The following is a 24,813-nucleotide window of genomic DNA, read 5'->3' as shown; positions in this document are numbered from 1 at the left end:
ATGAAAAAACAATTACTATTTTTACTTAGTGCATTGTTAATTTTTTCTTTTAGTTTTGGTCAAAATACTACCAATAACAACAAAGAAAAAGAAAACAAGTCAACAAAAAATGTTGTAGCTACAAATGGTGCTTTGACAAAGAAGCAAGCCAAAGCAGCAAGAAAAATGCATGCAAAAAATTTAGCGAATTCACCGTTTAAAAAGACGATGAATATGTCTAAAACTGAAAGAAAAGCAATGGGAATCCCTCCTAATAAGTTCTACGAAATGGAATGGGAATTAACTATGGACCCTGTTACTGGTCGTCCAACCCCAGAAAAACTGATCCAAATAAGAGAACAATTAAAGAGAGAAAGAGCAGAAGCAATTTCTCAAGGGAGAACTCCTGGAGATGCATCAGATAATTCATGGGTTGAAAGAGGTCCAAATAATGTGGGTGGTCGTGTAAGAGCGGTTATGTTTGATCCAACTGACCCAACTTTTAAAAGAGTATTTGCTGGTGGAGTTAGTGGCGGTTTATGGGTTAATAATGATATCACAACAAACACGGCATGGACAAGAGTAAATATAGCAGAAAATTTATCAGTTTCATCGCTTACTTATGATCCAAACAATCCAAGTACTTTCTATATGGGTACAGGAGAGTCATATGTTGGAGGTGATGTTACTGGAGATGGTGTTTGGAAATCAACAAATGCAGGTGTAACATGGACAAAAGTTTTTGGAGGGGTTACTGGACCAACAACTTTTCAATCTGCAGCAGATTTAACAATCAATAGCCCAGCTGGTATTGCTGGAAATTATGCATGTTATCCTACAACTGCTTTTGGAACCCCTGTTACAACTCCAATCACACAAAATATTGTTTTAGTAGTTGATAATACTGCCCCAACTTCTGATGGATGTGAAACTATTACTAATGCTGCTGCATTAAATGGTAAAATAGCATTAATAAGAAGAGGTACATGTACTTTTGTTACTAAAGTTTTAGCTGCACAAAATGCTGGAGCAGTAGGTGTTATTATGATGAACAACGTTGCAGGTACTCCGGTTGCAATGGGTGGTACTGATGCATCAATTACAATACCTTCAATTATGGTGGCTAAAGAAGTTGGTGATATGCTTGAAGCCGCATTAGGTTCTGGACCTGTTGTAGGAACTTTAAATCCCGTAGTTCAAGGAGCATTTACTGGTAATTTAGTTCCAGGTCAACAACATATCAATGATATTAAAATTAGAAACAATGGTGGGGTGTCAGAAATTTATGTTGCTGTTGGAGATACATTTTATGGGTCAGCAAATCAAGCTACATACTTAGGAGGTCCAGCTTTTGGTTTATACAAATCAACAGATAATGGTGCTACATGGAATTTATTGACAATGCCTTTAACTGCTAATGGTAATAGACACTGTCCAAATGATATTGAGATAGGTCCAGATAATACAATTTGGGTTGCCACAACCAACAGTGTTGTTTATAATGACGGAGGAGGAATGATATTTTCTTCTACAGATGGTAATACGTTTGTGCAAAGACATCAAGTTAATGGTGGTCAAAGAACTCAAATTGCTGTTTCAGCTAGTAATGCTAATAAGGTATATGTTTTAGTTGAAGACGGAACTTCTGGTGAGCCAAACATTTATTTGACTACAAATGGATTTTCAACTGCACCAACAACTCTTGGTGAACCAGCATCTGATGGAGATATTTCTGCGACGGATTTTTGTAGAGGACAAGCTTTCTATGATTTAATGATTGCTGTTGATCCAACAAATGATGCTATTGTTTATATAGGCGGTATCAATTTACATAGATCAACTAACAGTGGATCTTCTTGGACAGCTATTTCTGGTTGGACAACAAGTACACCTTCAAATGTCCATTCTGATCAACATGGCATGGCTTTTAGACCTGGAAATCCGAATCAGGCAGTATTTGGAAACGATGGAGGAGTATATTATGCTTCTACATTATCAGGTGCATCATCATCGAGTTCTGCAATTGTTGCTAGAAATAATGGTTTAAATATTACTCAGTTTTATAGCGTTGGTGTGGCTCCTATGAGTGCCGTAAGTGGTTTGACTGGAAATGATTATTTTGCAGCAGGCGCACAAGATAATGGAACTCAATACTTCGGTAATGCAGCTGCTGGAGTAAATGCCAGTGTAGAATCTCAAGGTGGAGATGGTGCATTTACTCTATTTGATCAAGGAGCAGATAAGTATTATATTTCTAACTATGTTTATAACAATAATATAGTTTATAGACCAATTCCTTCTGGAGTAACCAGAACAATCGATAATGACGCCTCGTCTGCAACGAATGGTGCATTTATTGCCCCAATGGTATTGGATTCTAATTTAGATATTTTATATTCAGATTATTCTACAACTGCTCCAGTATATCAAATTAGAAGATACACTAATTTAAAATCAGGAACTGTTGGTAGAACAAATTTAACTAATGCCTTGTTGACTTCATCTCCTACAGCTTTTGCTGTTTCACCTTACACAACAACTTCTACTACTTTACTTGTTGGAACAAGATTAGGTAAGTTATTGAGAGTTACATCAGCTAACGCAACTCCTGTTTGGACTGATATTACTGGTCCTAGTTTCGTAGGTAGCATTTCTGACGTTGAGTTTGGTGCTTCAAATAACCAAATTTATGTTACAATGCATAATTATAACGTAGTAAGTATTTGGTATTCGAATGACGGTGGAGCAACATGGGTAAATAAAGAAGGAAACCTTCCTGACTTACCAGTAAAAGCAATTCTTAGAAATCCATTAAATGCTGAAGAAGTAATTGTAGGTACTGAATTAGGAGTATGGTATACTAATAATTTTAGTGCTACATCTCCAACTTGGAATCAATCTTATAACGGAATGAGTAATGTTAAAGTAATGGATTTAGATTATCAAATAACTACTGGTTTCCCTAATACATTCCCTTCTGGGGCTGCTGCTACTTATAATGTATATGCTGCAACTTATGGTAGAGGTGTTTTTTCAGGTACATTTAAAGAAGCTACTTTATCAGCAGGGGATAATACTTTAACTAAAGGAATTAAATTATATCCAAATCCTTCAAATGGCGTTGTTACTATTTCTTTACCAAATTATTCTGGTAATCTAGATATTAATGTTTTTGATTTAAATGGTAGAAAAGTTCTTTCAAATTCTGGAGACTTTACATCGGAAAAATCAATTAACTTATCGGGATTACAATCTGGAGTTTATATTGTTAAACTTGAAGGAGATAATTTATCTTACTCTGAAAAAGTTATTCTAAACTAATTATCTTAGTATTTAACAAAAGGCTTCGCAATGCGAAGCCTTTTATGTTTTCATAGTATTTTTACTTGCAAATTTATCCTTAATGTAAATTAAAAAAAATGAAAGATATTTAATGCAATTAATTTAAAATGTAAAGAAATAAAAATGTAAATTATTAGTTTAGGATGTAATTAATTTAAAACGAATAAGTTAATCCTACACCTAGTAATTGTTTCAACTGAACTTTAGGTCCTTTAATAACCTGTACGCCATTTTCCTCTTCTTTCGTTTTAATGTCATCATCGTAAATAATATGAGTACCAATATTTGCTTTTACATATTGATTTACGGTCATATCTAATTGTAATTGCCAGTCTACATCAATATTACCAAATTTATTAAGATAATCTGTGTAAAGACTTAAACGATGTTCTAACTTAATATTTTGATATATTTCTGTTTTCCATTGATTTGTTATTAAAATCCCTGTTTCATTACGAATGTTTTTTCCTTTTTTAATTAAATTTCCAAATTCGTCATATACCGCTTTATCTACTCCAAATGCACCTTGGTCTGCAAGTCTTTGATCAAAAACCATCGTAGTCTTTTGGGTTAAAGGCGATAAGTACAAGTTGAAATTAATATCCTTCCTTGCATACTCGGCACCAATTCCTAAAAAAGTATATGCTGGAGCAAAGGGCTTAGAAATAGCTAATTCAGTATTTGGATAATTATAACCATTAGCAAATTGGGTTCTAAAATTAAATTTTCCTGCATAATACCAATTTGAAACCGTATCTCTTTTATAACCAAAAGTAGAATTAAGAGCAAATTGGTCATCTGTCTTTCTTACTTCCTGACGTTCTTGCTTATTAATTCCATAACGCATAATCAATTCGTTTTTCCAACGAATGTTATCTTTTGTGTAAGTTCGTATAAATTCACCTTTTAAAAGCCCTGAAATAGAGTTGTTTCCTCCAGCATTCCAGTTCACAAATGAGATTTGAGAAACATCGAGTCCAACTTTATTTTCTTTTGACCAATAGGAAATAGTGTCTGGTAATTCTGTACGGATAATTTGGCTGTAATTGGATTGAAAAATTAAAAAAAGAAATCCGAAAAGGTAGGCTTTTTTCAGCATTTTAAAATGTATTTAATAATTGTATAATATTTTTAACGTCAATTTTACAAAGTTGTTGTAATTCAAGAACTGGTCCATGTTCTATGAAAGAATCGGGAATACCGAGATTAATGATGTTTTTATTCAAGTTATTCGTCGCAATAATTGTACAAATTTTTTCTCCAAAACCACCTGTAATTACTCCATCTTCGATAGTAATAATTTGGTCGTGAGAATTTATAATAGATTTGGTAGCTTCAATATCTAATGGTTTTACAAACGGAAAATGATAATGTGAAAATAATTTTGAACTTTCTACTTCTTTCAAAGCTTTCGTTACATTATTTCCAATAGTTCCTGTAGATAAAATGGCAACTTTGCTTCCTTTTTGAAGTGCCACAATTTTACCAATTTCAATTTTCTCAAAAGGCTGTTCCCAATGTAAATTTTCACCTCTTCCTCTTGGATAACGAATCGCAATCGAATGATTTAATCCTTCCGAAGCAGTAAACATGATGTTACGTAATTCCATTTCATCTTTTGGAGCTGCAATAATCATATTTGGAATGCAATTCAAATAGGCAATATCAAAAGCACCATGATGTGTAGCGCCGTCTTCACCGACTAATCCTGCTCTGTCCAAACAGAAAATAATAGGTAAATTCTGTAAAGCTACATCATGAATTACTTGGTCGTAAGCGCGTTGTAAAAAAGTGGAATAGATATTACAAAAAACCACCATTTCTTGTGTAGCCATTCCTGCGGCTAAGGTAACAGCGTGTTGTTCCGCTATTCCAACATCAAAAGCACGTTTTGGAAAAGCGTCCATCATATATTTCATGGAACTTCCTGTTGGCATAGCTGGAGTGATACCAATGATTTTTTCATTTTGTTTCGCTAACTCTACCAATGTATGCCCGAACACATCTTGATATTTTGGTGGTAAATGGGATTCGTCTTTTGGATGAATCTTACCTGTTTCGGCATCAAATTTTCCGGGAGCATGATATTTTACTTGATCTTCTTCAGCTAATTGTAATCCTTTACCTTTTGTAGTTATCACATGTAAGAATTTCGGACCTCTAACCAATTTTAATCGTTCTAATTCCGAAATCAGTTTTGGTAAATCATGACCGTCAATCGGACCTGAATAATTAAAATTTAAGGATTTGATGATATTATTTTGCTTTGGATTTTTCCCATCTTTAACAGCTGTCAAATAATCTTTCAAAGCACCAATACTTGGGTCAATTCCTATGGCATTATCGTTTAAAATTACCAATAAATTTGCATCGGTAACTCCTGCATGATTTAGCCCTTCAAATGCCATTCCACTAGCAATTGATGCATCACCAATTACTGCAATATGTTGTTTATCAATTTCTCCTTTTAATTGCGAAGCCAAAGCCATTCCCAAAGCTGCCGAAATCGAAGTTGAAGAATGTCCAACACCAAACGTATCATAAACACTTTCGCTTCGTTTTGGAAAACCTGAAATCCCATTTAATTCTCTGTTAGTATGGAAAATATCACGTCTTTCGGTTAGGATTTTATGCCCGTAAGCTTGATGGCCCACATCCCAAACTAATAAATCTTCAGGTGTATTGAAAACGTAATGTAGCGCAATCGTTAATTCAACAACGCCCAAGCTCGCACCCAAATGACCTTCTTTTTTTGAAACAATATCAATGATAAAGTCTCTCAATTCTTTGGCTAATTGAGGAAGTTGATTTTCAGGGAGTTTCCTTAAATCGATTGGGCTATTAATTTTTGAAAGCAAATTTTCCATCACAGCACAAAAGTAAGAATTGGTTGTTGTATTTTTGTACTTATGGAGAATATTTTTACCGATGACTATTTTATGAAGAAAGCCCTTCAAGAAGCCGAAATTGCTTTTGAGAAAGGTGAAATTCCAGTGGGTGCTGTTATTGTGATAGATAATCGTGTTATCGCAAGAACGCATAATTTAACCGAATTACTTCATGATGTTACGGCTCATGCCGAAATGCAAGCTATAACTAGTGCTGCAAACTTCCTTGGTGGGAAATATTTGAAAGATTGCACTTTGTATGTAACATTAGAACCTTGCCAAATGTGTGCTGGCGCTTTGTATTGGTCCCAAATTTCTAAAATTGTTTTTGGAGCTTCCGATGAAAATCGTGGCTTTCAAAAAATGGGAACGCAATTACACCCTAAAACCCAAGTAATTTCAGGGGTTTTAGAAAAAGAATGCGGCGATTTAATGAAAGCTTTTTTTAAAAATAAACGATAAATTCCAAGGTGTAATAATTTTCCGTAACTTGGTATTAGTTTTGATACTACATTATTTGTCACCAATTAACACTGTTTCTTTATGGAAAACAAATTAAAATCAACCTTAGTTATTGGAGTTTCAATAATTATTACCGCACTTATTTTAGGCACTGCTTTTAAAAATCGAAACGAAAATTTAGACACTATTTCCGTTGTAGGATTAGGAACTACAGATTTTGTTTCCGATGAGATTTTATGGTCGGGAAGTTTTGCAACTAAGAGTTTTGATATTAAAGAAGCGTACAACAAAATGATTTCTGATCAAAAAATTGTGGCTGATTTCTTCATGAGCAAAGGATTTAAAAAAGAAGAATTTACTTTTGGAGCTGTTCAATTCAATAAACGATTTAGAGAAGTACGAACCGAAAATCCAGAGAATGCCTATCAAACCAAATACGAACAAGTATTTGATGGTTATGAAGCTACACAAACCATAACGTTTTCTGCAAAGAAAAATCCAGATTTGATGAAACGAATAGAAGAAGTTTCAAGTAAAACATCGGAATTGATTAATTCGGGAATCGAATTGACATCAAATTCTATTCAATATACGTATTCCAATTTACCAAATTTAAAACACAGTTTAATTGAAAAAGCCTCGAAAGACGCCAGCGAAAGAGCTCAAAAAATTGTAAAAACAGCCGATGGAAGTTTAGGAAAATTAAAATTAGCTAGCATGGGAGTTTTTCAAATTACAGGTCAAGGTTCTACTGAAGAAGACAGCTATGGAGGAAATTTTGATACCTACAGCAAAAACAAAACGGCCAGAATTACGGTTCGATTAGAATATGAATTGGATTAAAAATTAATTTTATGACATAAAAAAAACCGCCAATCTTTAGAAAGGCGGTTTTTTAATTTATTTAATTTCATTTCCTTCTTTGTCAAAGAAATGGTATTCTAGATACGTGTAAGCGTCACGAGGTATGATTTTCACCCATTTCTTATGCTCGAAAAACCATTTCGAACGTAAGGATGGAAAACCTTTAGTAAGGTATGCTGCCACAAAAGGGTGTGCGTTTAGTACAACCTTTTTATGGTCTTTAATAATGCGTTCAAGATCAGACGCTATTTTGTCAATAATTAAAATAGGAGCGTCAATTTCCCCGTTTTCATTAGGGTTTTCTTCCTTCGTTTTAATGTTAACTTCTGGTCTAACTCTTTGTCTAGTAATTTGAATTAATCCAAATTTACTAGGAGGCAAGATTTTATGCTTGGCCTTATCGTCACTCATTTCTTCTCTTAAGAAATCGTACAATACTTTGCGATTTTCTGGATTTTGCATATCAATGAAATCCACTACAATAATTCCGCCCATGTCTCTAAGTCGTAACTGACGTGCAATTTCAGCTGCAGCAATCATATTTACTTCTAAAGCAGTATCTTCTTGGCTTGATGCTTTTGCCGAACGGTTTCCACTATTCACGTCAATAACGTGTAAAGCTTCAGTGTGTTCAATAATCAAATAAGCACCTTTGCTCATGGAAACTGTTTTTCCAAAAGACGTTTTTATTTGTCGCTCAATATTATATTTTTCAAAAAGAGGCAGTTCTTTAGACTGATAGTGTTTTACGATTGACACTTTATCCGGAGCTATCTCTTGCAAATACTCCTTCGTTTCAAGATACAAATCTTCGTCATCAACATGAATTCCGGTGAAGGTATCATTAAATACATCTCGTAAGATAGAAGAAGCTTTATTTAGTTCTCCTAATACTTTTGATGGATGATGAGCCGTTTGTAATCTTCTACACATAGCAGACCAGCGGTCCATCAATGTTTGTAGATCTTTGTCTAGTTCGGCTACTTTTTTGCCTTCGGCTACTGTTCGCACAATAACACCGAATCCTTTTGGTTTGATAGATTGAACCAATCGTTTTAACCGGTCTTTTTCTTCTCTCGATTCTATTTTTTGCGAAACAGAAACGCGATCTGAAAAAGGGACTAAAACTACATATCTTCCGGCTAACGAAATCTCAGAACTAATTCTAGGACCTTTAGTCGAAATAGGTTCTTTCACTACCTGAACTAAAACTGATTGATTGGCGCTTAGAATGTCGGTTATAGCACCGTCCTTATCAATTTCAGCTTCAAAAGGAAAATTTTTGAGTGAATAATCTTTTAATTTACCTGCGCTTACAAGTTTAATAAATTTCATCAAAGAAGGTAAATTAGGGCCTAAATCATGGTAATGCAAAAACGCATCTTTTTCATGGCCTAAGTTTACAAAAGCGGCATTTAAACCAGCCACAGGTTTACGGATTTTAGCAATAAAAATATCACCTACCGCAAAATTGCTTTGCTTTTCTTCTTCTTTGTGTAATTCTATTAGTTTTCCATCTTTTAATAAGGCAAAATCTACAGCGTCTGAACCAGATCTAATAATTAACTCTTTGTTCATGCAGTACATTTTTATCTGTTTGTGCTCGATGCTTGATGTCTGATGCTGGGTGTTTTAAATTCATCCAATCATCTAACATCTATCACCTAACATTTTCACAGATGGATTAAACATTTTTTACAGGCAGTTGTACCTGGGAACCAACTTAAAATTGATTCATTTCAATGAACTTTTTTTTAAAAAAGAAAAAGTAGTTTTAAACTACTTTTTCTTTTTATGACGGTTTGCTCTCGCTCTTTTTTTACGTTTGTGAGTTGCTACCTTATGTCTTTTTCTTTTTTTACCACTTGGCATAACATGTTGGTGTTTAGATTAATAAATAGTTTTTATACTGTAACTTCTGTTTTCTCTTTAACGCTTTCAACAAACACTTTAGCAGGTTTAAAAGCTGGAATGTTGTGAGCAGGAATTTTAATTGTAGTGTTTTTAGAAATGTTTCTTCCTGTTTTTTCAGCTCTTGTTTTGATGATAAAACTTCCAAAACCTCTTAAATAAACATTATCACCTGTTTCAAGCGAGTTTTTTACTTCTTCCATAAAAGACTCAATAGTTGCTTGTACATCACCTTTTTCAAGTCCTAATTTTTCTGAAATTTTCGCTACGATGTCTGCTTTCGTCATTTTCTTTCGTATTTATATTTATGTGTATTTTTTTGAGTTTGCAAATATAAGAATTAAAAAAACAATAATTCAACCTTAATTGATTAAATTTTAATTACTAAAGATTTATTTTTGTTGTCCCAATATAAAAATATGGAATTTTCTAACTCTTTAATTCATTGGTATTTACAAAATAAGCGCGACTTACCATGGCGAAATACAACCAATCCGTATTGGATTTGGCTATCAGAAATCATGCTACAACAAACGCGAGTTGCCCAAGGTTTGCCTTATTTTTTGTCTTTTACCGAAGCTTTTCCAACCATTTTTGACTTGGCTAATGCCGATGAAGAGCAAGTCTTAAAATTATGGCAAGGTTTAGGATATTATTCCAGAGCTAGAAATCTTCATACAACTGCAAAACACATCGCTTTTGAATTAAATGGTAAATTTCCATCAACTTATAAAGAGTTGTTACAATTAAAAGGTGTTGGTGAATATACAGCAGCAGCCATCGCTTCTTTTTCATTTAATGAATCTGTTGCAGTCTTAGATGGCAATGTTTTCCGAGTTTTGAGTCGATACTATAATGTGGAAAGCGATATTTCATTACCGAAAACTAAATCGGAATTTCAACAATTAGCGCAAGAAGTGTTAGATAAAAAGAATCCTGCTTTGTTCAATCAGGCAATTATGGAATTTGGTGCATTGCAATGTGTGCCGAAAAACCCAAATTGCGAAGTTTGTGTTTTAAATTCGAGTTGTGCCGGACTTCAGTATAAAAGAGTAAATGAACTTCCGGTTAAAACCAAGAAAACAAAAATAACTCCTCGTTACTTAAATTATTTAATTTTAAAAGATTCTGATTCAAATTTCATTGTTCAAAAGCGTGAAGGTAAAGGAATTTGGGAAAATTTATACGAGTTTCCTGTTCTTGAAACCGATTTGCAATTATCAGAAAATGAAATTATTGAGCAAGTTTCTAAAATGGAATTCTTCAATTTACAACCTTTTGAAGTTATTTCACTTCATAATGATGTCAAACTGCATAAGTTGTCTCATCAACATTTGAATATTCGCTTTTTTGAAGTTTCCTTTGATTCGAAATTACCTGATTCCAAACCATTTACAGAAATAGAAAAACTACCTTTCCCAATAGTAATTCACAATTTTATCGTTGCAAATTATTGTAATTCACTTTAAATTACTATTTTTGATTAACCCTAATAAATATACAAGCCATGAACGGAACATTAAATAAGGTTATTTTGATAGGTCATTTAGGTGACGAAGTTAAAATGCACTACTTTGAAGGTGGTAATTGCATTGGACGTTTTCCTTTAGCAACAAACGAAGTGTATATCAATAAGACTACTGGAGAAAAAATTACTTCTACAGAATGGCATAATATTGTTGTTCGAAATAAAGCAGCCGAAATTTGCGAAAAATACCTTTCTAAAGGCGATAAAATTTACATTGAAGGCCGAATCAAATCGCGTCAATGGCAAGCAGAGGATGGTGCAACTAAATACACTACTGAAATTCAGGTAACCGAATTTACTTTTTTAAACACTAAAAAAGATACTGATTTGGGAAAATCGTCTTTACCTACAGGTAGCGCTCCTGATGATTATAATGTTTAACTAAATTAATTTAATTTGGATCCTGACCCGGCCAGTTTACTCAATTCTATAGATTTTGAATTCCTTTTCGGAATCGCAGCAATTATGTTGTTGCTCATTTGTTCTGCATTCATTTCGGGTTCTGAAGTGGCGCTCTTTTCATTGTCTCAAAAAGATTTAGACGAAATATTAAATAAAGATTACAATAAAGGAACACTCATTTCTAAATTATTAGAAAAACCTAAAAAACTTTTAGCTACCATTTTAGTAGCCAATAACTTTGTAAATATTGCGGTAGTAATTCTTTTCTCTTCCTTTAGTGGTCGATTGTTTAATGGAATTGAATCTTCTATTTTCCGATTTATTTTAGAAGTAGTTGTGGTCACTTTTTTTCTATTGTTGTTTGGAGAAGTTTTACCTAAAATTTATGCCAATCGAAACAACATAGTTTTTTCACAAAAAGTAGCTATTCCAATTTCAATACTGAATAATGTATTATCGCCTATTAGCGTTCCTATGCGAAATGGAATTCTTTTTATTGAAAAGAAACTCAATGTACAAAAAGGGAATTTTTCGGTTGACCAACTTTCTCAAGCGCTAGAATTAACATCGCAAAACGACACTACTGATGGTGAGCAAAAAATATTAGAAGGAATTGTAACTTTTGGAAACACCGAAGTGCGACAAGTGATGAGCCCTAGAATTGATGTTTTTGCTTTAAATATTGAAGAGGCATTTGAAGAAATTATTCCTAAAATTGTAGCCAAAGGCTATTCACGAATCCCAGTTTATAAAGATAGTATTGATCAAATTGAAGGTATTTTGTTTATCAAAGATTTAATACCTTATATAGATAGCGAAGATTTTAATTGGACCGAATTATTACGTCAACCATTCTTCGTTCCAGAAAACAAAAAGTTAGATGATTTATTGAAAGATTTTCAAGGTATGAAAAGTCATTTAGCTATTGTAGTTGATGAATATGGTGGAACTTCGGGAATTATATCGTTAGAAGATGTTTTGGAAGAAATTGTAGGTGATATTAGTGATGAATTTGATGATGAAGATTTAATTTATTCTCAAATTGACGATAAAAATTTCCTCTTTGAAGGTAAAATCAGTTTGAAAGATTTTTACCGAATAATTGAAGTGGATGAAAACGAATTTGAAAGTAAAAAAGGCGAAGCCGAAACTCTGGCTGGTTTTTTACTTGAGATTTCTGGAAATTTTCCAAAGAAAAAGCAAAAAATAACATTCCATAATCTTATTTTTACCATCGAAAATGTAGATAAGAGAAGAATAAAACAAATAAAAGTTACGTTATTGTAATCATGATACAAAATATAGTAAAATGGAGTTGTTTGGGTTTGTTTTTAAGTTTGATTTCTTGTGGAGATGAAACCTTGCCAAAACCAAAAGGGCAATTGAGTTTGGAATATCCTAAAGCGAAATACTCTAAATTAAATTCCAATTGCTCATTCACTTTTGAGAAAAACAATTTAGCTTTAATCAAAGATAAGTCCTGTGCTTTTGAGATTAATTATCCAAAGATGAAAGCAACTATTTATCTAACTTATAAGCCAGTAAACAATGATATCGATAAATTACTGCGTGATGCTCAAAAACTCACATACGACCATGTGGTAAAAGCAGACGATATTACCGAACAACCTTTTATAAATGGAAAGAAAAAAGTGTATGGAATGTTTTATGAAGTAGGTGGAAATGCTGCAACTAATGCACAATTTTACGCTACAGATAGTACAAAAAACTTTATTGTAGGAAGTGTTTATTTTTACGCAAAACCTAATTTTGATTCCATTTTACCTGCCGCACAATATCTGAAAGAAGATATGCGAAGAATTATGGAAACGTTAGAGTGGAAATAAAAAACGCCCTGATTATCTCAGGGCGTTTTTTATTACATTTTTTTCGATTCCGTTACTTTATAAGAATCACCACCGGCAACAGCTTCAATAGTTTTGATTAACGATTCTAATGATTGTTTTTCTGCGTCGAATTTGACAGTTGCAATTTTAGTATCAAAATCAACAACCGCTTGTCCAACACCTTCTTGTGCTGCTAATTTGTTTTCTATTGTTTTTGCACAACCCATTGCACAAGTCATTCCTTCGATAGTAAAACTTGCCGTTTGCATTTTGGCTAAATCTGCTTCAGAAACCGCTTCTTTTTTAGTTTCTTCCACTGCAACTTCTTTGTTTTCTTGTTTGCAACTTGCTAATGAAAGCGTCATTATAAGTGCTAAACCAATATTTTTAAAATTTTTCATATCTGTAAATGTTAAATTATTTGTCTCACAATAAAGACATTGCAAAATTACAAAAATTCATAGTGCTATTTTCAAAATAAAGCCTGAATTTTGACACATAAAATGGCGCTATGGAAAACAATTCAACAAAATGGTATTTATTAGGCTTTTTAGGCTGTGTATGGGGAAGTTCTTTCATCTTAATGCAATTGGGTTTAAAAGGTGTGAATTCGATTCAATTGGGGAGTTTGCGAATAATTTTTGCCGCGATGTTTTTGATTGTTGTAGGGTTTAAACAAATTCCTCAAATTCCATCATACAAGTGGAAATACATTGCGTTAACTGCTTTATGTGGAACCTTTATTCCTGCATTTTTATTTGCTTTTGCACTTTCAAAAATTGATGGATCTATTAGTTCGATTTTAAATTCGTTAACTCCGTTAAATACCTTGTTAGTAGGTTTGCTCTTTTTTGGGATGAGTGTACAAAGAAGTCAAGTTTTCGGAGTAATTATTGGATTTATAGGTTGTGCTTTACTGGTTTTATTTGGCGACGGAGAAAATACTACCGAGAATTATTATTATGCCATCTTAATTGTAATTGCTTCCATTTTTTATGGTGTCAATGTTAATTTAATTAAAAAATACTTATCTGATTTAAAACCGTTAACCATTAGTACTGGTAACTTTTTAATCATGTTTTTTCCCGCTTTAATCGTTTTATACTTTACAGGTTTTTTTGATATCATTCACGAAACAAAGGTACAAACCTCATTAGGTTTTATTGCTGTTTTAGGAATCGTTGGGACAGGATTTTCGAATATTTTGTTCTTTAAATTAATTCAACTTTCATCGCCTGTTTTTGCTTCATCAGTAACTTATATTATTCCAGTAGTTGCTTTTATTTTGGGTTATTTATTTATGGATGAAACACTATCTATAATTCAATTATTAGGCGCTTTGATTGTTTTAGTTGGAGTATATTTTTCAAGCAAAAAATAAAAAAGCGCCCAATTTCTCGAGCGCTTTTCAGATTCATGTTTTGTTTATTATTTGAAATCAGCATCGGTTACACCTTCGTTAATTTTAACTTCAGTTGTAATTAATTCGATTTCGATACCAACATTCATGATGGTTTTGTATGGGAATTTTAATCCTTTTACGTCTTTGTAATCTTGGTAGTAAGTAGTTTGTGTCATTTTTTGACCGCCTTGCTCAACGTCTTTTACTTCAGCTACTTTAAATCCAGTTTTTACATCATAGAAATAAGTCGATTTTCCTTTTTTAATAGCATATGCATCTGCTCCATTGATGTTTTCTATTCCTGTTAAAGTAACATCTTTGTCTGTTAATAAAGATAATTCTTTAAAATTACCAGCCATATCTTGCATGTCTTTCAAATCTTGGTCTTTGAAATCTTTTCTTTGACCTTGTTGTACCATGTAAGCTTCTTTTTCGTTAACAACTTGTTTCATCATTACCATTCCCATAGCCTTCATTTCAACGCCTAATTTTTTAGGAGCTGTTTTTACTACTAATTCTAAAGGTGTTCCTTGAACAGTTCCGGCTGACATTACTGCTAACGTTTTTACGTTTTTAACAGCTTTTTCTCCACCGATAACATTAATGTAGTTGTTTAAAACGGTTTGAGCAGTTACACCAGCTGGGATTGGTTTTTTAACTTCTGGTTTATCTGTTGGATTACCATATTTATCAAAGTAGAAAATTGGTAATTTTTCTCTTTTGCTCATCCCTTCTAAACCAGGTAAAACATCTGCTGCTTTTCCAACGATAACTACTCTTGTTTTATCAGATAAGAAATATTTATTAGCTGCATTTTTGATATCTTCAGCCGTTACTGCATTGATATTTTTAATGTAGTTTTCGTAGAAATCTTCAGGTAAACCTTGTGTTTCTTTGTTTAAAGCGTAACCTGCAATAGTTGATGGTTTTTCAATTTGCATTACGAAGTTACCAACATATTTTGCTTTTGCATTTCTTAAATCTTCTTCAGAAACTAATTCTGTTTTGATTCTTTTTAACTCATTAAAAAATTCTACAACAGCACTGTCTGTAACAGTATTTCTAACAGAAGCGCTAGAACGGAATTTATTGATGTATTTTCCAGCACCGATAGAAGAGTAAGCGCCGTACGTCCAACCATGTTTTTCACGTAAGTTTAAGAATAATCTTCCTTCACCACCACCACCTAAAATTTGGTTAGCAAGTAAAACCGAAAAATATTCTTTATCTGTCATTTTTAAGTTTGACAAGTTTACTAACGCAATTTCTGATTGTACTGCGTTTGGTGTATCAATAAAGTTAATTTGACTGTATTGAACGTCTTTTGGATTAGAATACGTTAATTGAGGAGCAGTAGCTTTTTTCCAAGAACCAAATAATCTTTCTACTTCTTTTTTAACTTCTTTAAAGTTTACATCACCCACAATTACAAGGTAAGCATTTGAAGGAACGAAATACGTGTTATAGTTCATCACAACATCGTCTAAAGTAACATTCTTTAAAGTTTCTTCACTAGTAAATTCTCCTTTGTAGTGTTCTTTACCAAAAACTAAAACATTTTCAACTCTTCTGGCAATAGCTGCTACGCTTTTTTCGTCTGCTTTTAAACCTTCAATGATTTTCTCTTTTTCTTTTTCGAACTCTTTTTGGTCAAATAATGGATTTAAAGCTCCATCAGCCATTAATTCTAAGATTCTTTTAGAATATCTAGAAAGCCCGTTTGCAGAAGCGCCAGAGGCATAAAAATTAATATCAGCTCCTAAGAAATCGATTTCTTCATTAAATGCATCTTTATTAATTTTCTCAGTCCCGTTTCCTAACATTCCACTTAAAATATCAGAAACTCCTTTTTTGTTTCCTTCAGCATAAGGGGGATTGTCTAATGTTAAATTAAAAGAAACTCGTGGCAACTTGTGATTTTCAACCACTAAAACTTTCAAACCATTTTTTAGAACAAATCGCTGTGGTTTGTTAATGTTTATACTAGGTGCTGGCCCTGGTTTTGGTTGAGGTCTATCTTGTGCTTGCATTGTTATTGTTAAAAATAAACTGGCTGCTATGTATATAAATTTTTTCATATTCTTCAAATCTTAGTTTTGCGCTTTGTCTTTAGCAGGAACATAATCTAAAATCATTCTTTGGTTTGAATTTAGATATTTTTTTGCAACGTCTCTAATTTCTTCTCTTGTGATAGAACGATAAATATCAATTTCAGTGTTAATTAAATTAATATCGCCATATAACATATAATAAGTAGCTAAGTTGTCTGCAATACCTTCAACAGAAGAATTGCTGCTTACATAATTACTTTCAAATTTGTTTTGAAGCTTTTGGAAATCTTTTTCCGAAATTAATTCGTTTTGAATTTTTACTATTTCCTCATCAATTTCTTTTAAGATAGATTCTGTTGTGTTTTGACCCATTGGTAAACCATAGATTAAATACATCCCATAATCCTCTTGACTATAGTTAAAAGCTCCAATTTGTAAAGCCATTTTTTTGTCATCCACAATTTTCTTGTATAATTTAGAACTTTTTCCATCAGAAAGATATGTTGAAATCATGTCTAATACTCGAGCATCACGAGTTTTCATTGATGGAGTTCTGTACGAAGCTACTAACATTGGAATTTGAATGTTTGGATCTTGCCAAGTTGCTTTGAATTCTTTTGTAATTGGTGCTTCCTCGTATTTTTGACGTGTTACAGGAGCTCCTTTAGGAATAGGACTAAAATATTTTTTCACCCATTCTTTTGCTTGAGCTTTATCGAATTGTCCAGCGATTACTAAAACCGCATTGTTAGGCACATAGAATTTTTTATTAAACGCCAAGAATTCCTCTAAAGTAGCAGCGTCTAAATGTTCCATTTCGCCAATAGTTGTCCAGCGATAAGGATGCACTTTAAACATATTTTCCTTAACTGCTTTAATCAAATTCCCGTAAGGTTGGTTGTCAACACGTAATCTTTTTTCTTCTTTAACTACTTCATTTTGCGTATCAACTCCAATTTGGTTAATTACAGGATGCATTAATCTTTCAGATTCCATCCAAATAGCCAACTCTAGGTTGTTAGATGGGAAAACTTCATAGTAATACGTTCTGTCGTCAGTAGTATTGGCATTATTGTTACCGCCATTCGCAGTTACTAACTTAAACCAATCACCACGCCCGATGTTTTTAGTTCCTTCAAATAAAAGATGTTCAAAAAAGTGAGCAAAACCTGTGCGGTTTGGTTGTTCGTCTTTTGCTCCTACGTGATACATTACAGATGTAATCACCACTGGTGCTGAATTATCTTGATGAAGCACAACATGTAAACCATTGTCTAAATCAAATTCCTCAAATGTTACTTTTTGAGCCGTGGCAGTTCCGCCAAGCACTAGTGCAGTACCCAAAGCCATTAAAGTTTTTTTCATACGTTATTAATTTGTTTGATATAATTCTAATTAGACGCAATTTCGCGATTATGTTACAATTACATAATGATTTTTTATATAAAATTTATTGAAAATGCATTTTTTAGTTTTTTTATTGGATGTATAGTTGTTTGGTTTAGAAATTATTGTATATTTGCAACCTTAAATTTTTTAACTAAAATCATTGTTATGTACGCAATCGTAGAGATAGCAGGGCAACAATTCAAAGTAAGCAAAGACCAAAAGGTTTATGTTCACCGTTTAGCTTCAGAAGAAGGAGCTAAAGTTTCTTTTGATAAAGTTCTTTTATTAGATGAAAACGGAACAGTAACTTTAGGCGCCCCAGCTGTAGAAGGTGCTTCAGTAGAAGCCAAAGTGTTACAACACTTAAAAGGTGATAAAGTAATCGTTTTCAAAAAGAAAAGAAGAAAAGGTTACAAAAAGAAAAACGGTCACAGACAATCATTCACTCAAATTTTAATTGAGGGGATTTCAGCAACAGGAGCTAAGAAAAAAGCAACTAAAAAAGCTGATGTTGAAGTAGCAGAGGTTGCTGAAGAAGTTAAACCAAAAGCTAAAGCAACAAAAAAACCTAAAACTGAAGAATAACATTTAAAAATATTACGTCATGGCTCACAAGAAAGGTGTCGGTAGTTCGAAGAATGGTAGAGAATCAGAATCGAAACGTTTAGGCGTTAAGATTTATGGTGGTCAAGCTGCTATTGCTGGAAACATCATTGTTAGACAAAGAGGTTCGAAGCACAACCCAGGTGAAAACGTTTACATGGGTAAAGATCATACTTTACATGCTAAAGTTGATGGAGTTGTAAAATTCCAGAAAAAAGGAGAAAACAAATCGTATGTATCTGTAATTCCTTTTGAAGCTTAATAATTTTATTTAGCAAGCACAATATAAAACCTCTCGATTTGAGAGGTTTTTTTATTAAAATAAATGTGGTTTGTGTTTGCATATTTAATGCAATTACTTATATTTGCACCCACAATAAATCATACGCGGGTATGGTGAAATTGGTAGACACGCCAGACTTAGGATCTGGTGCCGCAAGGTGTGAAGGTTCGAGTCCTTTTACCCGCACTTAAAGCTCTAACGGAAGTTAGGGCTTTTTTATTTTGAGATTATAGCATTAAAAAAGCCGATTGAATAATTCAATCGGCTTTTCTTAACTAACTATAAATTTATTCTTTGATTAGTTTTTTTGCTTGGCTTATACCATTAATATCTGTTATTTTTATTAAATACATGCCATTTTCTAACGTTTCAATGTCTAATTGTTGATTAGATATGACATTTGAGAATGATTTAATTAATTGTCCTGTTATAGAGTAAATCTCTACTAGATTTGCATCTTCTGAAAGTGCAAAACCATTTTTTGTAGGGTTAGGATAAATGGCTACTTCATTTTTTATCACTTCTAAATTATTAGATGATAAAGTTGAAGGTCTGTTTCCATAAACTCTAAATTGCCCTGGAGTTAACGCAATAGTAGCTGTTGGGCTAGTTATGGTTATGGGAGTATTGTCCATTAAATTATACCATGTCATAGGATATGTGTACACATCAGTAGGGAAATTAGGGTTTATATTTTGGTTTCCTACAGAAAAGTTAGCAATAACAACTACATTACGTAACTGGGTAGTTGGATAAGCATTATTATAAACATATAATCTTTGACGTATATTACTTCCGTCAGGACTAATTGTGAAATCAGAACTAAATACAGGCTCTGAAGTTTTGATATTAATCAATCTTGACCATTCATTTAAAATGGCTGTTCTTCTTGAATCCGCTAACCAATTTTGTGTCCATTGAACTTGCTCTTTGGTGTCTAGTTTGCAATCTCCTGGTAACGCTGCGGTTTCATCGTTAATTGTTCCGTTAGTACAAGTATAAATAGATTGATTATTTCCTAATTCAGCAAAGTGCCAAATCATTTTTGGACCTGGTACTAAAATACTCATAGCGCCTAAAGCTCCCATTCTAGCTAAAGCATTGGTTAGGTTGCCATTTACAGGGGCAGTTCCTCCACCATTACCATAGGTTACGGCTTCATACATCATTCTATCTTTATCATGACTTTCGGGATAGCCTAATAATCTTTTACCTGAAAATCCTCTGCTAGTATGTCCCATTCTTGAAATGTTCTGTGTTGAGAATCCCATTGCAAGTTCTTTGTATTGCGTATACATTTCTCCCCACATCATAATGCCTTTACCTTCTCCAAGTCTGTAATTTGCCCATTGTTGTTCTTCAGTATCGGTTCCTAAATGTTCAAAAATTACATAATGGTCGTTATCTAAACTCCATGAGTAATCGGCATATTCTTTTAGTACATCCACACGATCTTGCTGGTATGCATTGGTACAAGCATCGTCTCCCGCATTACAGTTTTGAGTAAATCCTTTGGTTAAATCCCATCTAAATCCATCAATTTTATACTCTGTTATCCAATGCTTAATGGTTTGTTTAACATAATTTCTAGTTAGGATAGAAGCGTGATTGAAATCTTCACCTACACTATAGCTGTGTTTTGCAGTAGTATTGAAATAAGGATTGTCTGTTGCAGGACTTCCCCATCCATCTCCATCAGGGTCGTTCATCCACATTCTAACCATTGGATTTCTTCCAAATGCATGATTAAAAGCAATATCAAGAATAACAGCAATGCCATTTTGATGACATACGTCTACTAGTTCTTTGAATTTTTCAGGTGTACCATAGAATTTATCTAATGCCATGTGAAAAGCTGTATTATATCCCCAACTTTCATTTCCTTCAAATTCCATTACTGGCATTAATTCAATTGCATTAATTCCTAAGTTTTTGAAATATTGAATTCTATCAATAATGTTTTGATAACTTCTATTCGTATCAAAATCGCGTACTAACAATTCATAAACTACCAGTTTATCTTTGTTTGGTTTTGTAAAGTTAGTTACTTGCCAATTATATGGAGTTGCTCCTGTTTTAAACCAAGTTACTTCACGTTCTTGTCCAGTAGGATAGGGTGGTAAACCAGGAAAATTAGTACTTGAAATTCCAGGGTCATCGTATGGAGACAAAACTATAGTTGAACATGGGTCTGCCACTTTTACTAATGCAGGGGAATTTGCAAGAGGAGTTTGGTCTACTACCCAATATTGGTAAGTGTTATTAGCTCCAGGAGTAAGTCCAGTAAGTTCTAACCAAAATTTTCCTGTTGTTGGGTCTTTCTTCATAGCATAACTGCTATTTGGAATATAATTGTTAAAATTACCCGCTACATAAACAAAGTCTTTTCCAGGAGCTTCCAAAACTAAAGTGGCTTTAGTATTATCAGTGGAATTATAGTTAATTCCATTTACCAAACCAACAGGAATGGCTTGAGATGTATTTCCTGGATTTACAACAACATTAAATCTTCTGATAATTGTAGTAGCACCTAATGTAGCTTCTAATTCATAACTTGTGTTAGTAGTGATATTGGTATGACTAAAAGAATAATTAGAAGTTGTATTTGTATTAATGATAGTTCCGTTTGCTTTTAGGTTATAGGATGCATTTCCTCCAGTATTGGTGGCAACAATGTTTAGATTACCACCTGAATTTATGATTGTAGCGCTATTATTTGCCGGTGCTATTAAGTTGACTTGAAAAGTACCTACATTAAAGATAAAATCACCGCAAGATGGAGGTAGTTTTAAAGTTTGGCTTCCATTAGCATTTCTAAAAACCATTCCTAGTTTTGTTGCATTGGCTTGTTGTGTAGCGTTTAAACCAAAATAAGTGCTTGGAGTTAAAGTTATACTCCATGTTCCGTTTCCGTTATTAGTCATTAAACCAATTCCATCGTCTTGTCCCCAATTTCCTTTTACTGAAAAACCAAATGCATTACTGTCGTCTCCAATTCCTGCATGCATGTACACTTTTGTTGGGCTTGTTCCAATTAAATTACAAGACTGAACTGCAGTGGAAACGGTAATTGTAATTTGGTCTGTAACATTAAAGCTGCTGGGGGTTATTGTCACTTGTGCATTTGCAAAAGAGATAGAGCATAAAGTTAGTAGTGTAAATAATATTTTTTTCATAGCTATAATTTGAAAAGGGCTGCCATAGAAGCAGCCCTTTGTAAATTTAAATTAAAGAGCAATTAACTCGTAAGTATATCTTCTAGGATTTGATAAATCTAAGATTACTTTATAATTTCCAGCAGGGCCAGAGAATGTTAAATCTCCACCATCAACTAGATAACCATCAGCATTAACTGTTCCTAAATCGAAACCATTGCTCCATGCATTGTTTCCTCTAAATTTGAATGCACCTGGCACTAAAGCAATACTAGCAATTTCTAATTTTTTAGTGGTTGGGTTATATATTAAGTCAGTGTCTGAATCCCATCCTGTTGGTGTTGCAGAACCAATTATACCCCAACTAACCGCTGTTGTTGTATAAGTTAAAGTTGTTGTATTAGCTCTTACACGGTAATAACCTGTTACAGCAGAACAATTTGACTCTCCAGTTTCAGCTAGAATACCTGAAAAATCTCCATTATCTCCCCAGTCAGTATTTCCCCATTCAAATACACCCGATCCATTTGGCGCAACAAATTTAAATTCGCCATCAAGCCATACATACCCTTCATAATCTGTTTGACCAAAACCAGAAGCTGCAATTCTTGGAGCTGTTCCAGGGCTCCAACCTTGATGATTACCAGGTACTGCAAGTTTTGGTAAATCTGTTGTAAAAGGAGTAACAGTTATTGTAATTACATTAGAATAATTTGGTAAATCATTATTGGAGCCTAAAGAAGATTTTATTCTTACATCTAAATCACCAGCAACATAAGGAATTAACCCTGCTTGTAATGCAACGCCATTTAATGCTTCAACTGTCCAAACTATAAAACGATTAGTTGTACTTCCCGCAGAAACAATTGTTTCAAAATCGGTTCCAGAAAGTGCTACCTCTACTTCATAGTTTATTTCTGTTTGTACACTGTAATCAGCATGGTTCCAAACTAAGGTTGTGGCTTCATTTGTGGCATTTTGAGGGAGTAAAACATATGAACTTCCGTCTAGCGGTGTCAATAACTGCGGTCCCCCACTTGGAGTAGCTATTGTTTGATCGTCATTTTCACAAGAAACACTTGCAAAAAGTAATAACGTTAAAGTTGATATTTTTAATAAATTTTTCATGTTGTTACAATTTTTTTATGTTAATAACCAGGATTTTGTGTTAAGTTTGGATTAGCTTGCAAAGCGGTCAAAGGGATAGGAAATAAATTGTATGTATTTGGAATCGCAGTTCCGTTTTGAACATTACCTTTCCAAGGCCACAAATAAGATCCTCCAGTAAATTTTCCGAAACGAATTAAATCGCTTCTTCTATGACCCTCTAAGTTTAGTTCTCTTGCTCTTTCGTCAATTAAAAAATCTAACGTTAATTGTCCAGGAGTTATTGTTGTTGCATTTGAACGAGTTCTTACAGCGTTTACATAATTAACGGCTTGATTAAGTGTTCCGCCTGTTCCACCTCTTACAACGCATTCTGCATACATCAAGTAAGCGTCTGCTAAACGAAATAAAGGAAAATCAGTTCCTGAGAATACTGTTGGAGTGGAAGCAGAAAAATAATTACTATTTCTAAATTTAATTGAGGGATAACCATTTGTCCATTCTCTGTAATCTGACATTTCATACTGATGTCCTGAGGTCCAAAATAATTGCGCTCTGTCATCAGTTGAAGTATTAAGATTTCCAAAAAGGCCATACCATGCTTTAGTTGCTCTATGTCCACCCCATGCATCATTTCCGCCAGGATTTCCAAAAGGAATAGTGTTCATTGTAGCGCTATTCATGCTTCCATTAACAATATATGTTGTATTACCATAACTTTGACTAACTAAAGCATCAGCAATTAAGGGATAAATAATTTCTGGAGAAGTGTTGTTATCACCAGAGAAGTTGCTTACAAAGTTTGTAGCAAGTGTATAACCACCTTCATCAATTACTTTTTTAGTATAAGTTAAAGCTTCTGTATAGCGAGCTGTACCGGTATAAACTTCAGCGTTTAAATAAAGTTTAGCTAATAACATTCTTACTACAGCTTTGTTTGCTCTTCCATAATCGTTAGAAGTAGCAATAGAATTTTCAATTGCTAATAATTCTGATTCTACAAAATCAAATAATTGTTGTCTTGAAGCTTCTGGAAGTGGAGCAGACTGACCAACGTTTTCCTCAGTAACTAAAACTCCTTTCCCAAAACAATCAATCATATAGTAATATGCTAGTGAACGTAAGAAACGAACTTCACTAATTACCGACTCTTTGTTTGGAACGTCAACATTGTTTAATACAACCAATAGGTTATTACATTGTGGTACAGTGTAATATACTCGATTATATAGGTATCTAAAGAACTTGTTGTTCTCATCCCAATTTGAAGTAGTGGTTAACTGGTCTAATCCATTATCTCCCCAACGATTTTTCATTCCATCTGCTGTAAATTCTTGAAGATTGATAATTCCTCTCAAAAAGGGAGATTCTCCAGGATCATCACTTATATCAGAACTTCCTGGTCCATTTGGACCTGAAAGGGCAAATGAACCATATAATTTTGACATAATACCTGTAATTGCATTAGGGTCTTGTTGTAGCAATTGTTCTAAGGACAATTCTACTCTTGGCTCTGTATTTAAGTCATCGGTACAAGCAGATAGCGAAGCAAGTAATAGTATACTTAAAACAAATAATTTAATTCTTTTCATATCTTTTT

The 24,813-nt window shown here is 33.4% G+C and carries 20 protein-coding genes and 1 tRNA gene; 11 read left to right on the top strand and 10 right to left on the bottom strand.

Annotation, left to right across the window (positions count from 1 at the left end; genetic code table 11):
- Complete coding sequence (locus V7P59_RS04470; RefSeq protein WP_333808963.1) at nucleotides 1-3,300, top strand: PA domain-containing protein; 3,300 nt, start codon at nucleotides 1-3, stop codon at nucleotides 3,298-3,300.
- 175 nt (nucleotides 3,301-3,475) lie between these two features.
- Here the strand turns inward: V7P59_RS04470 and V7P59_RS04465 are convergent, their stop codons facing one another.
- Both V7P59_RS04465 and V7P59_RS04460 read right to left on the bottom strand, forming a co-directional pair.
- Nucleotides 3,476-4,420, bottom strand: a complete 945-nt coding sequence (locus V7P59_RS04465) for a DUF3078 domain-containing protein (RefSeq protein ID WP_333808962.1) — start codon at nucleotides 4,418-4,420, stop codon at nucleotides 3,476-3,478.
- 1 nt (nucleotide 4,421) lies between these two features.
- Nucleotides 4,422-6,188 carry a 1-deoxy-D-xylulose-5-phosphate synthase gene (locus V7P59_RS04460; protein ID WP_442902413.1) on the bottom strand — a complete coding sequence of 589 codons (1,767 nt, stop codon included), beginning with the start codon at nucleotides 6,186-6,188 and terminating at the stop codon, nucleotides 4,422-4,424.
- Between the two features lie 42 nt (nucleotides 6,189-6,230).
- Here V7P59_RS04460 and V7P59_RS04455 point away from each other — a divergent pair, with 42 nt between their 5' ends.
- Complete coding sequence (locus V7P59_RS04455; RefSeq protein WP_333808960.1) at nucleotides 6,231-6,671, top strand: nucleoside deaminase; 441 nt, start codon at nucleotides 6,231-6,233, stop codon at nucleotides 6,669-6,671.
- 81 nt (nucleotides 6,672-6,752) lie between these two features.
- Complete coding sequence (locus V7P59_RS04450; RefSeq protein WP_333808959.1) at nucleotides 6,753-7,514, top strand: SIMPL domain-containing protein; 762 nt, start codon at nucleotides 6,753-6,755, stop codon at nucleotides 7,512-7,514.
- A 57-nt stretch (nucleotides 7,515-7,571) separates the two neighbouring features.
- Here the strand turns inward: V7P59_RS04450 and V7P59_RS04445 are convergent, their stop codons facing one another.
- Together V7P59_RS04445 and V7P59_RS04440 are read right to left on the bottom strand one after the other, a co-directional pair.
- On the bottom strand, nucleotides 7,572-9,113 hold the full coding sequence (locus V7P59_RS04445) for a ribonuclease E/G (RefSeq protein ID WP_333808958.1): 1,542 nt from the start codon (nucleotides 9,111-9,113) through the stop codon (nucleotides 7,572-7,574).
- 326 nt (nucleotides 9,114-9,439) lie between these two features.
- Complete coding sequence (locus V7P59_RS04440) at nucleotides 9,440-9,733, bottom strand: HU family DNA-binding protein (protein WP_231842446.1); 294 nt, start codon at nucleotides 9,731-9,733, stop codon at nucleotides 9,440-9,442.
- A gap of 132 nt (nucleotides 9,734-9,865) precedes the next feature.
- Between V7P59_RS04440 and mutY the strand changes: the two genes are divergently transcribed.
- From mutY to gldD, 4 genes are read left to right on the top strand one after another with little or no spacing between them, the layout of a single operon-like run.
- Nucleotides 9,866-10,915: an A/G-specific adenine glycosylase gene (gene mutY / locus V7P59_RS04435; RefSeq protein ID WP_333808957.1), complete on the top strand. Its 1,050-nt coding sequence runs from the start codon at nucleotides 9,866-9,868 to the stop codon at nucleotides 10,913-10,915.
- Nucleotides 10,916-10,953: 38 nt separating this feature from the next.
- Complete coding sequence (locus V7P59_RS04430; RefSeq protein WP_333808956.1) at nucleotides 10,954-11,355, top strand: single-stranded DNA-binding protein; 402 nt, start codon at nucleotides 10,954-10,956, stop codon at nucleotides 11,353-11,355.
- A 15-nt stretch (nucleotides 11,356-11,370) separates the two neighbouring features.
- Nucleotides 11,371-12,663: a gliding motility-associated protein GldE gene (locus V7P59_RS04425; RefSeq protein ID WP_333808955.1), complete on the top strand. Its 1,293-nt coding sequence runs from the start codon at nucleotides 11,371-11,373 to the stop codon at nucleotides 12,661-12,663.
- Nucleotides 12,664-12,665: 2 nt separating this feature from the next.
- Entirely contained in the window at nucleotides 12,666-13,223 is a 558-nt protein-coding gene (gene gldD / locus V7P59_RS04420) for a gliding motility lipoprotein GldD (RefSeq protein WP_333808954.1), read from the top strand.
- A gap of 32 nt (nucleotides 13,224-13,255) precedes the next feature.
- Here gldD and V7P59_RS04415 read toward each other — a convergent pair whose 3' ends face one another.
- Nucleotides 13,256-13,624 (bottom strand): heavy-metal-associated domain-containing protein, encoded by a 369-nt coding sequence (locus V7P59_RS04415; protein WP_333808953.1) that lies wholly within the window; start codon nucleotides 13,622-13,624, stop codon nucleotides 13,256-13,258.
- Nucleotides 13,625-13,734: 110 nt separating this feature from the next.
- Between V7P59_RS04415 and V7P59_RS04410 the strand changes: the two genes are divergently transcribed.
- Nucleotides 13,735-14,604: a DMT family transporter gene (locus V7P59_RS04410; RefSeq protein WP_333808952.1), complete on the top strand. Its 870-nt coding sequence runs from the start codon at nucleotides 13,735-13,737 to the stop codon at nucleotides 14,602-14,604.
- 47 nt (nucleotides 14,605-14,651) lie between these two features.
- Here the strand turns inward: V7P59_RS04410 and V7P59_RS04405 are convergent, their stop codons facing one another.
- Both V7P59_RS04405 and V7P59_RS04400 read right to left on the bottom strand, forming a co-directional pair.
- The gene (locus V7P59_RS04405) at nucleotides 14,652-16,703 is read right to left on the bottom strand and encodes a M16 family metallopeptidase (RefSeq protein ID WP_333808951.1); all 2,052 of its coding nucleotides are present in this window, start codon (nucleotides 16,701-16,703) and stop codon (nucleotides 14,652-14,654) included.
- Nucleotides 16,704-16,715: 12 nt separating this feature from the next.
- Nucleotides 16,716-18,041 (bottom strand): M16 family metallopeptidase, encoded by a 1,326-nt coding sequence (locus tag V7P59_RS04400; protein ID WP_333808950.1) that lies wholly within the window; start codon nucleotides 18,039-18,041, stop codon nucleotides 16,716-16,718.
- A gap of 189 nt (nucleotides 18,042-18,230) precedes the next feature.
- Between V7P59_RS04400 and rplU the strand changes: the two genes are divergently transcribed.
- The 3 genes from rplU (at nucleotide 18,231) to V7P59_RS04385 (ending at nucleotide 19,137) form a co-directional block, all read left to right on the top strand.
- Nucleotides 18,231-18,650 carry a 50S ribosomal protein L21 gene (gene rplU, locus V7P59_RS04395; protein ID WP_333808949.1) on the top strand — a complete coding sequence of 140 codons (420 nt, stop codon included), beginning with the start codon at nucleotides 18,231-18,233 and terminating at the stop codon, nucleotides 18,648-18,650.
- Nucleotides 18,651-18,669: 19 nt separating this feature from the next.
- Nucleotides 18,670-18,930 (top strand): 50S ribosomal protein L27, encoded by a 261-nt coding sequence (rpmA, locus tag V7P59_RS04390; protein ID WP_073582069.1) that lies wholly within the window; start codon nucleotides 18,670-18,672, stop codon nucleotides 18,928-18,930.
- 125 nt (nucleotides 18,931-19,055) lie between these two features.
- A tRNA-Leu gene (locus V7P59_RS04385) sits at nucleotides 19,056-19,137 on the top strand.
- 101 nt (nucleotides 19,138-19,238) lie between these two features.
- On the opposite strand, the gene V7P59_RS04380 is transcribed toward V7P59_RS04385, so the two are convergent.
- The 3 genes from V7P59_RS04380 to V7P59_RS04370 are packed head-to-tail and all read right to left on the bottom strand — an operon-like array spanning nucleotide 19,239 to nucleotide 24,805.
- A complete protein-coding gene (locus V7P59_RS04380) occupies nucleotides 19,239-22,127 on the bottom strand; it encodes an alpha-amylase family glycosyl hydrolase (RefSeq protein WP_333808948.1) in 2,889 nt (962 codons plus the stop codon).
- Nucleotides 22,128-22,178: 51 nt separating this feature from the next.
- On the bottom strand, nucleotides 22,179-23,234 hold the full coding sequence (locus tag V7P59_RS04375) for a SusE domain-containing protein (protein ID WP_333808947.1): 1,056 nt from the start codon (nucleotides 23,232-23,234) through the stop codon (nucleotides 22,179-22,181).
- A gap of 20 nt (nucleotides 23,235-23,254) precedes the next feature.
- Nucleotides 23,255-24,805, bottom strand: coding sequence for a RagB/SusD family nutrient uptake outer membrane protein (locus tag V7P59_RS04370; RefSeq protein WP_333808946.1), 1,551 nt, complete (start codon nucleotides 24,803-24,805; stop codon nucleotides 23,255-23,257).
- Nucleotides 24,806-24,813 lie beyond the last annotated feature (8 nt).

Source organism: Flavobacterium sp. (genome assembly GCF_036782315.1).
Lineage (GTDB): Bacteria > Bacteroidota > Bacteroidia > Flavobacteriales > Flavobacteriaceae > Flavobacterium.
The sequence above is the reverse complement of the archived record's forward strand: the minus strand, read 5'-3'. Positions and strand labels throughout refer to the sequence as shown.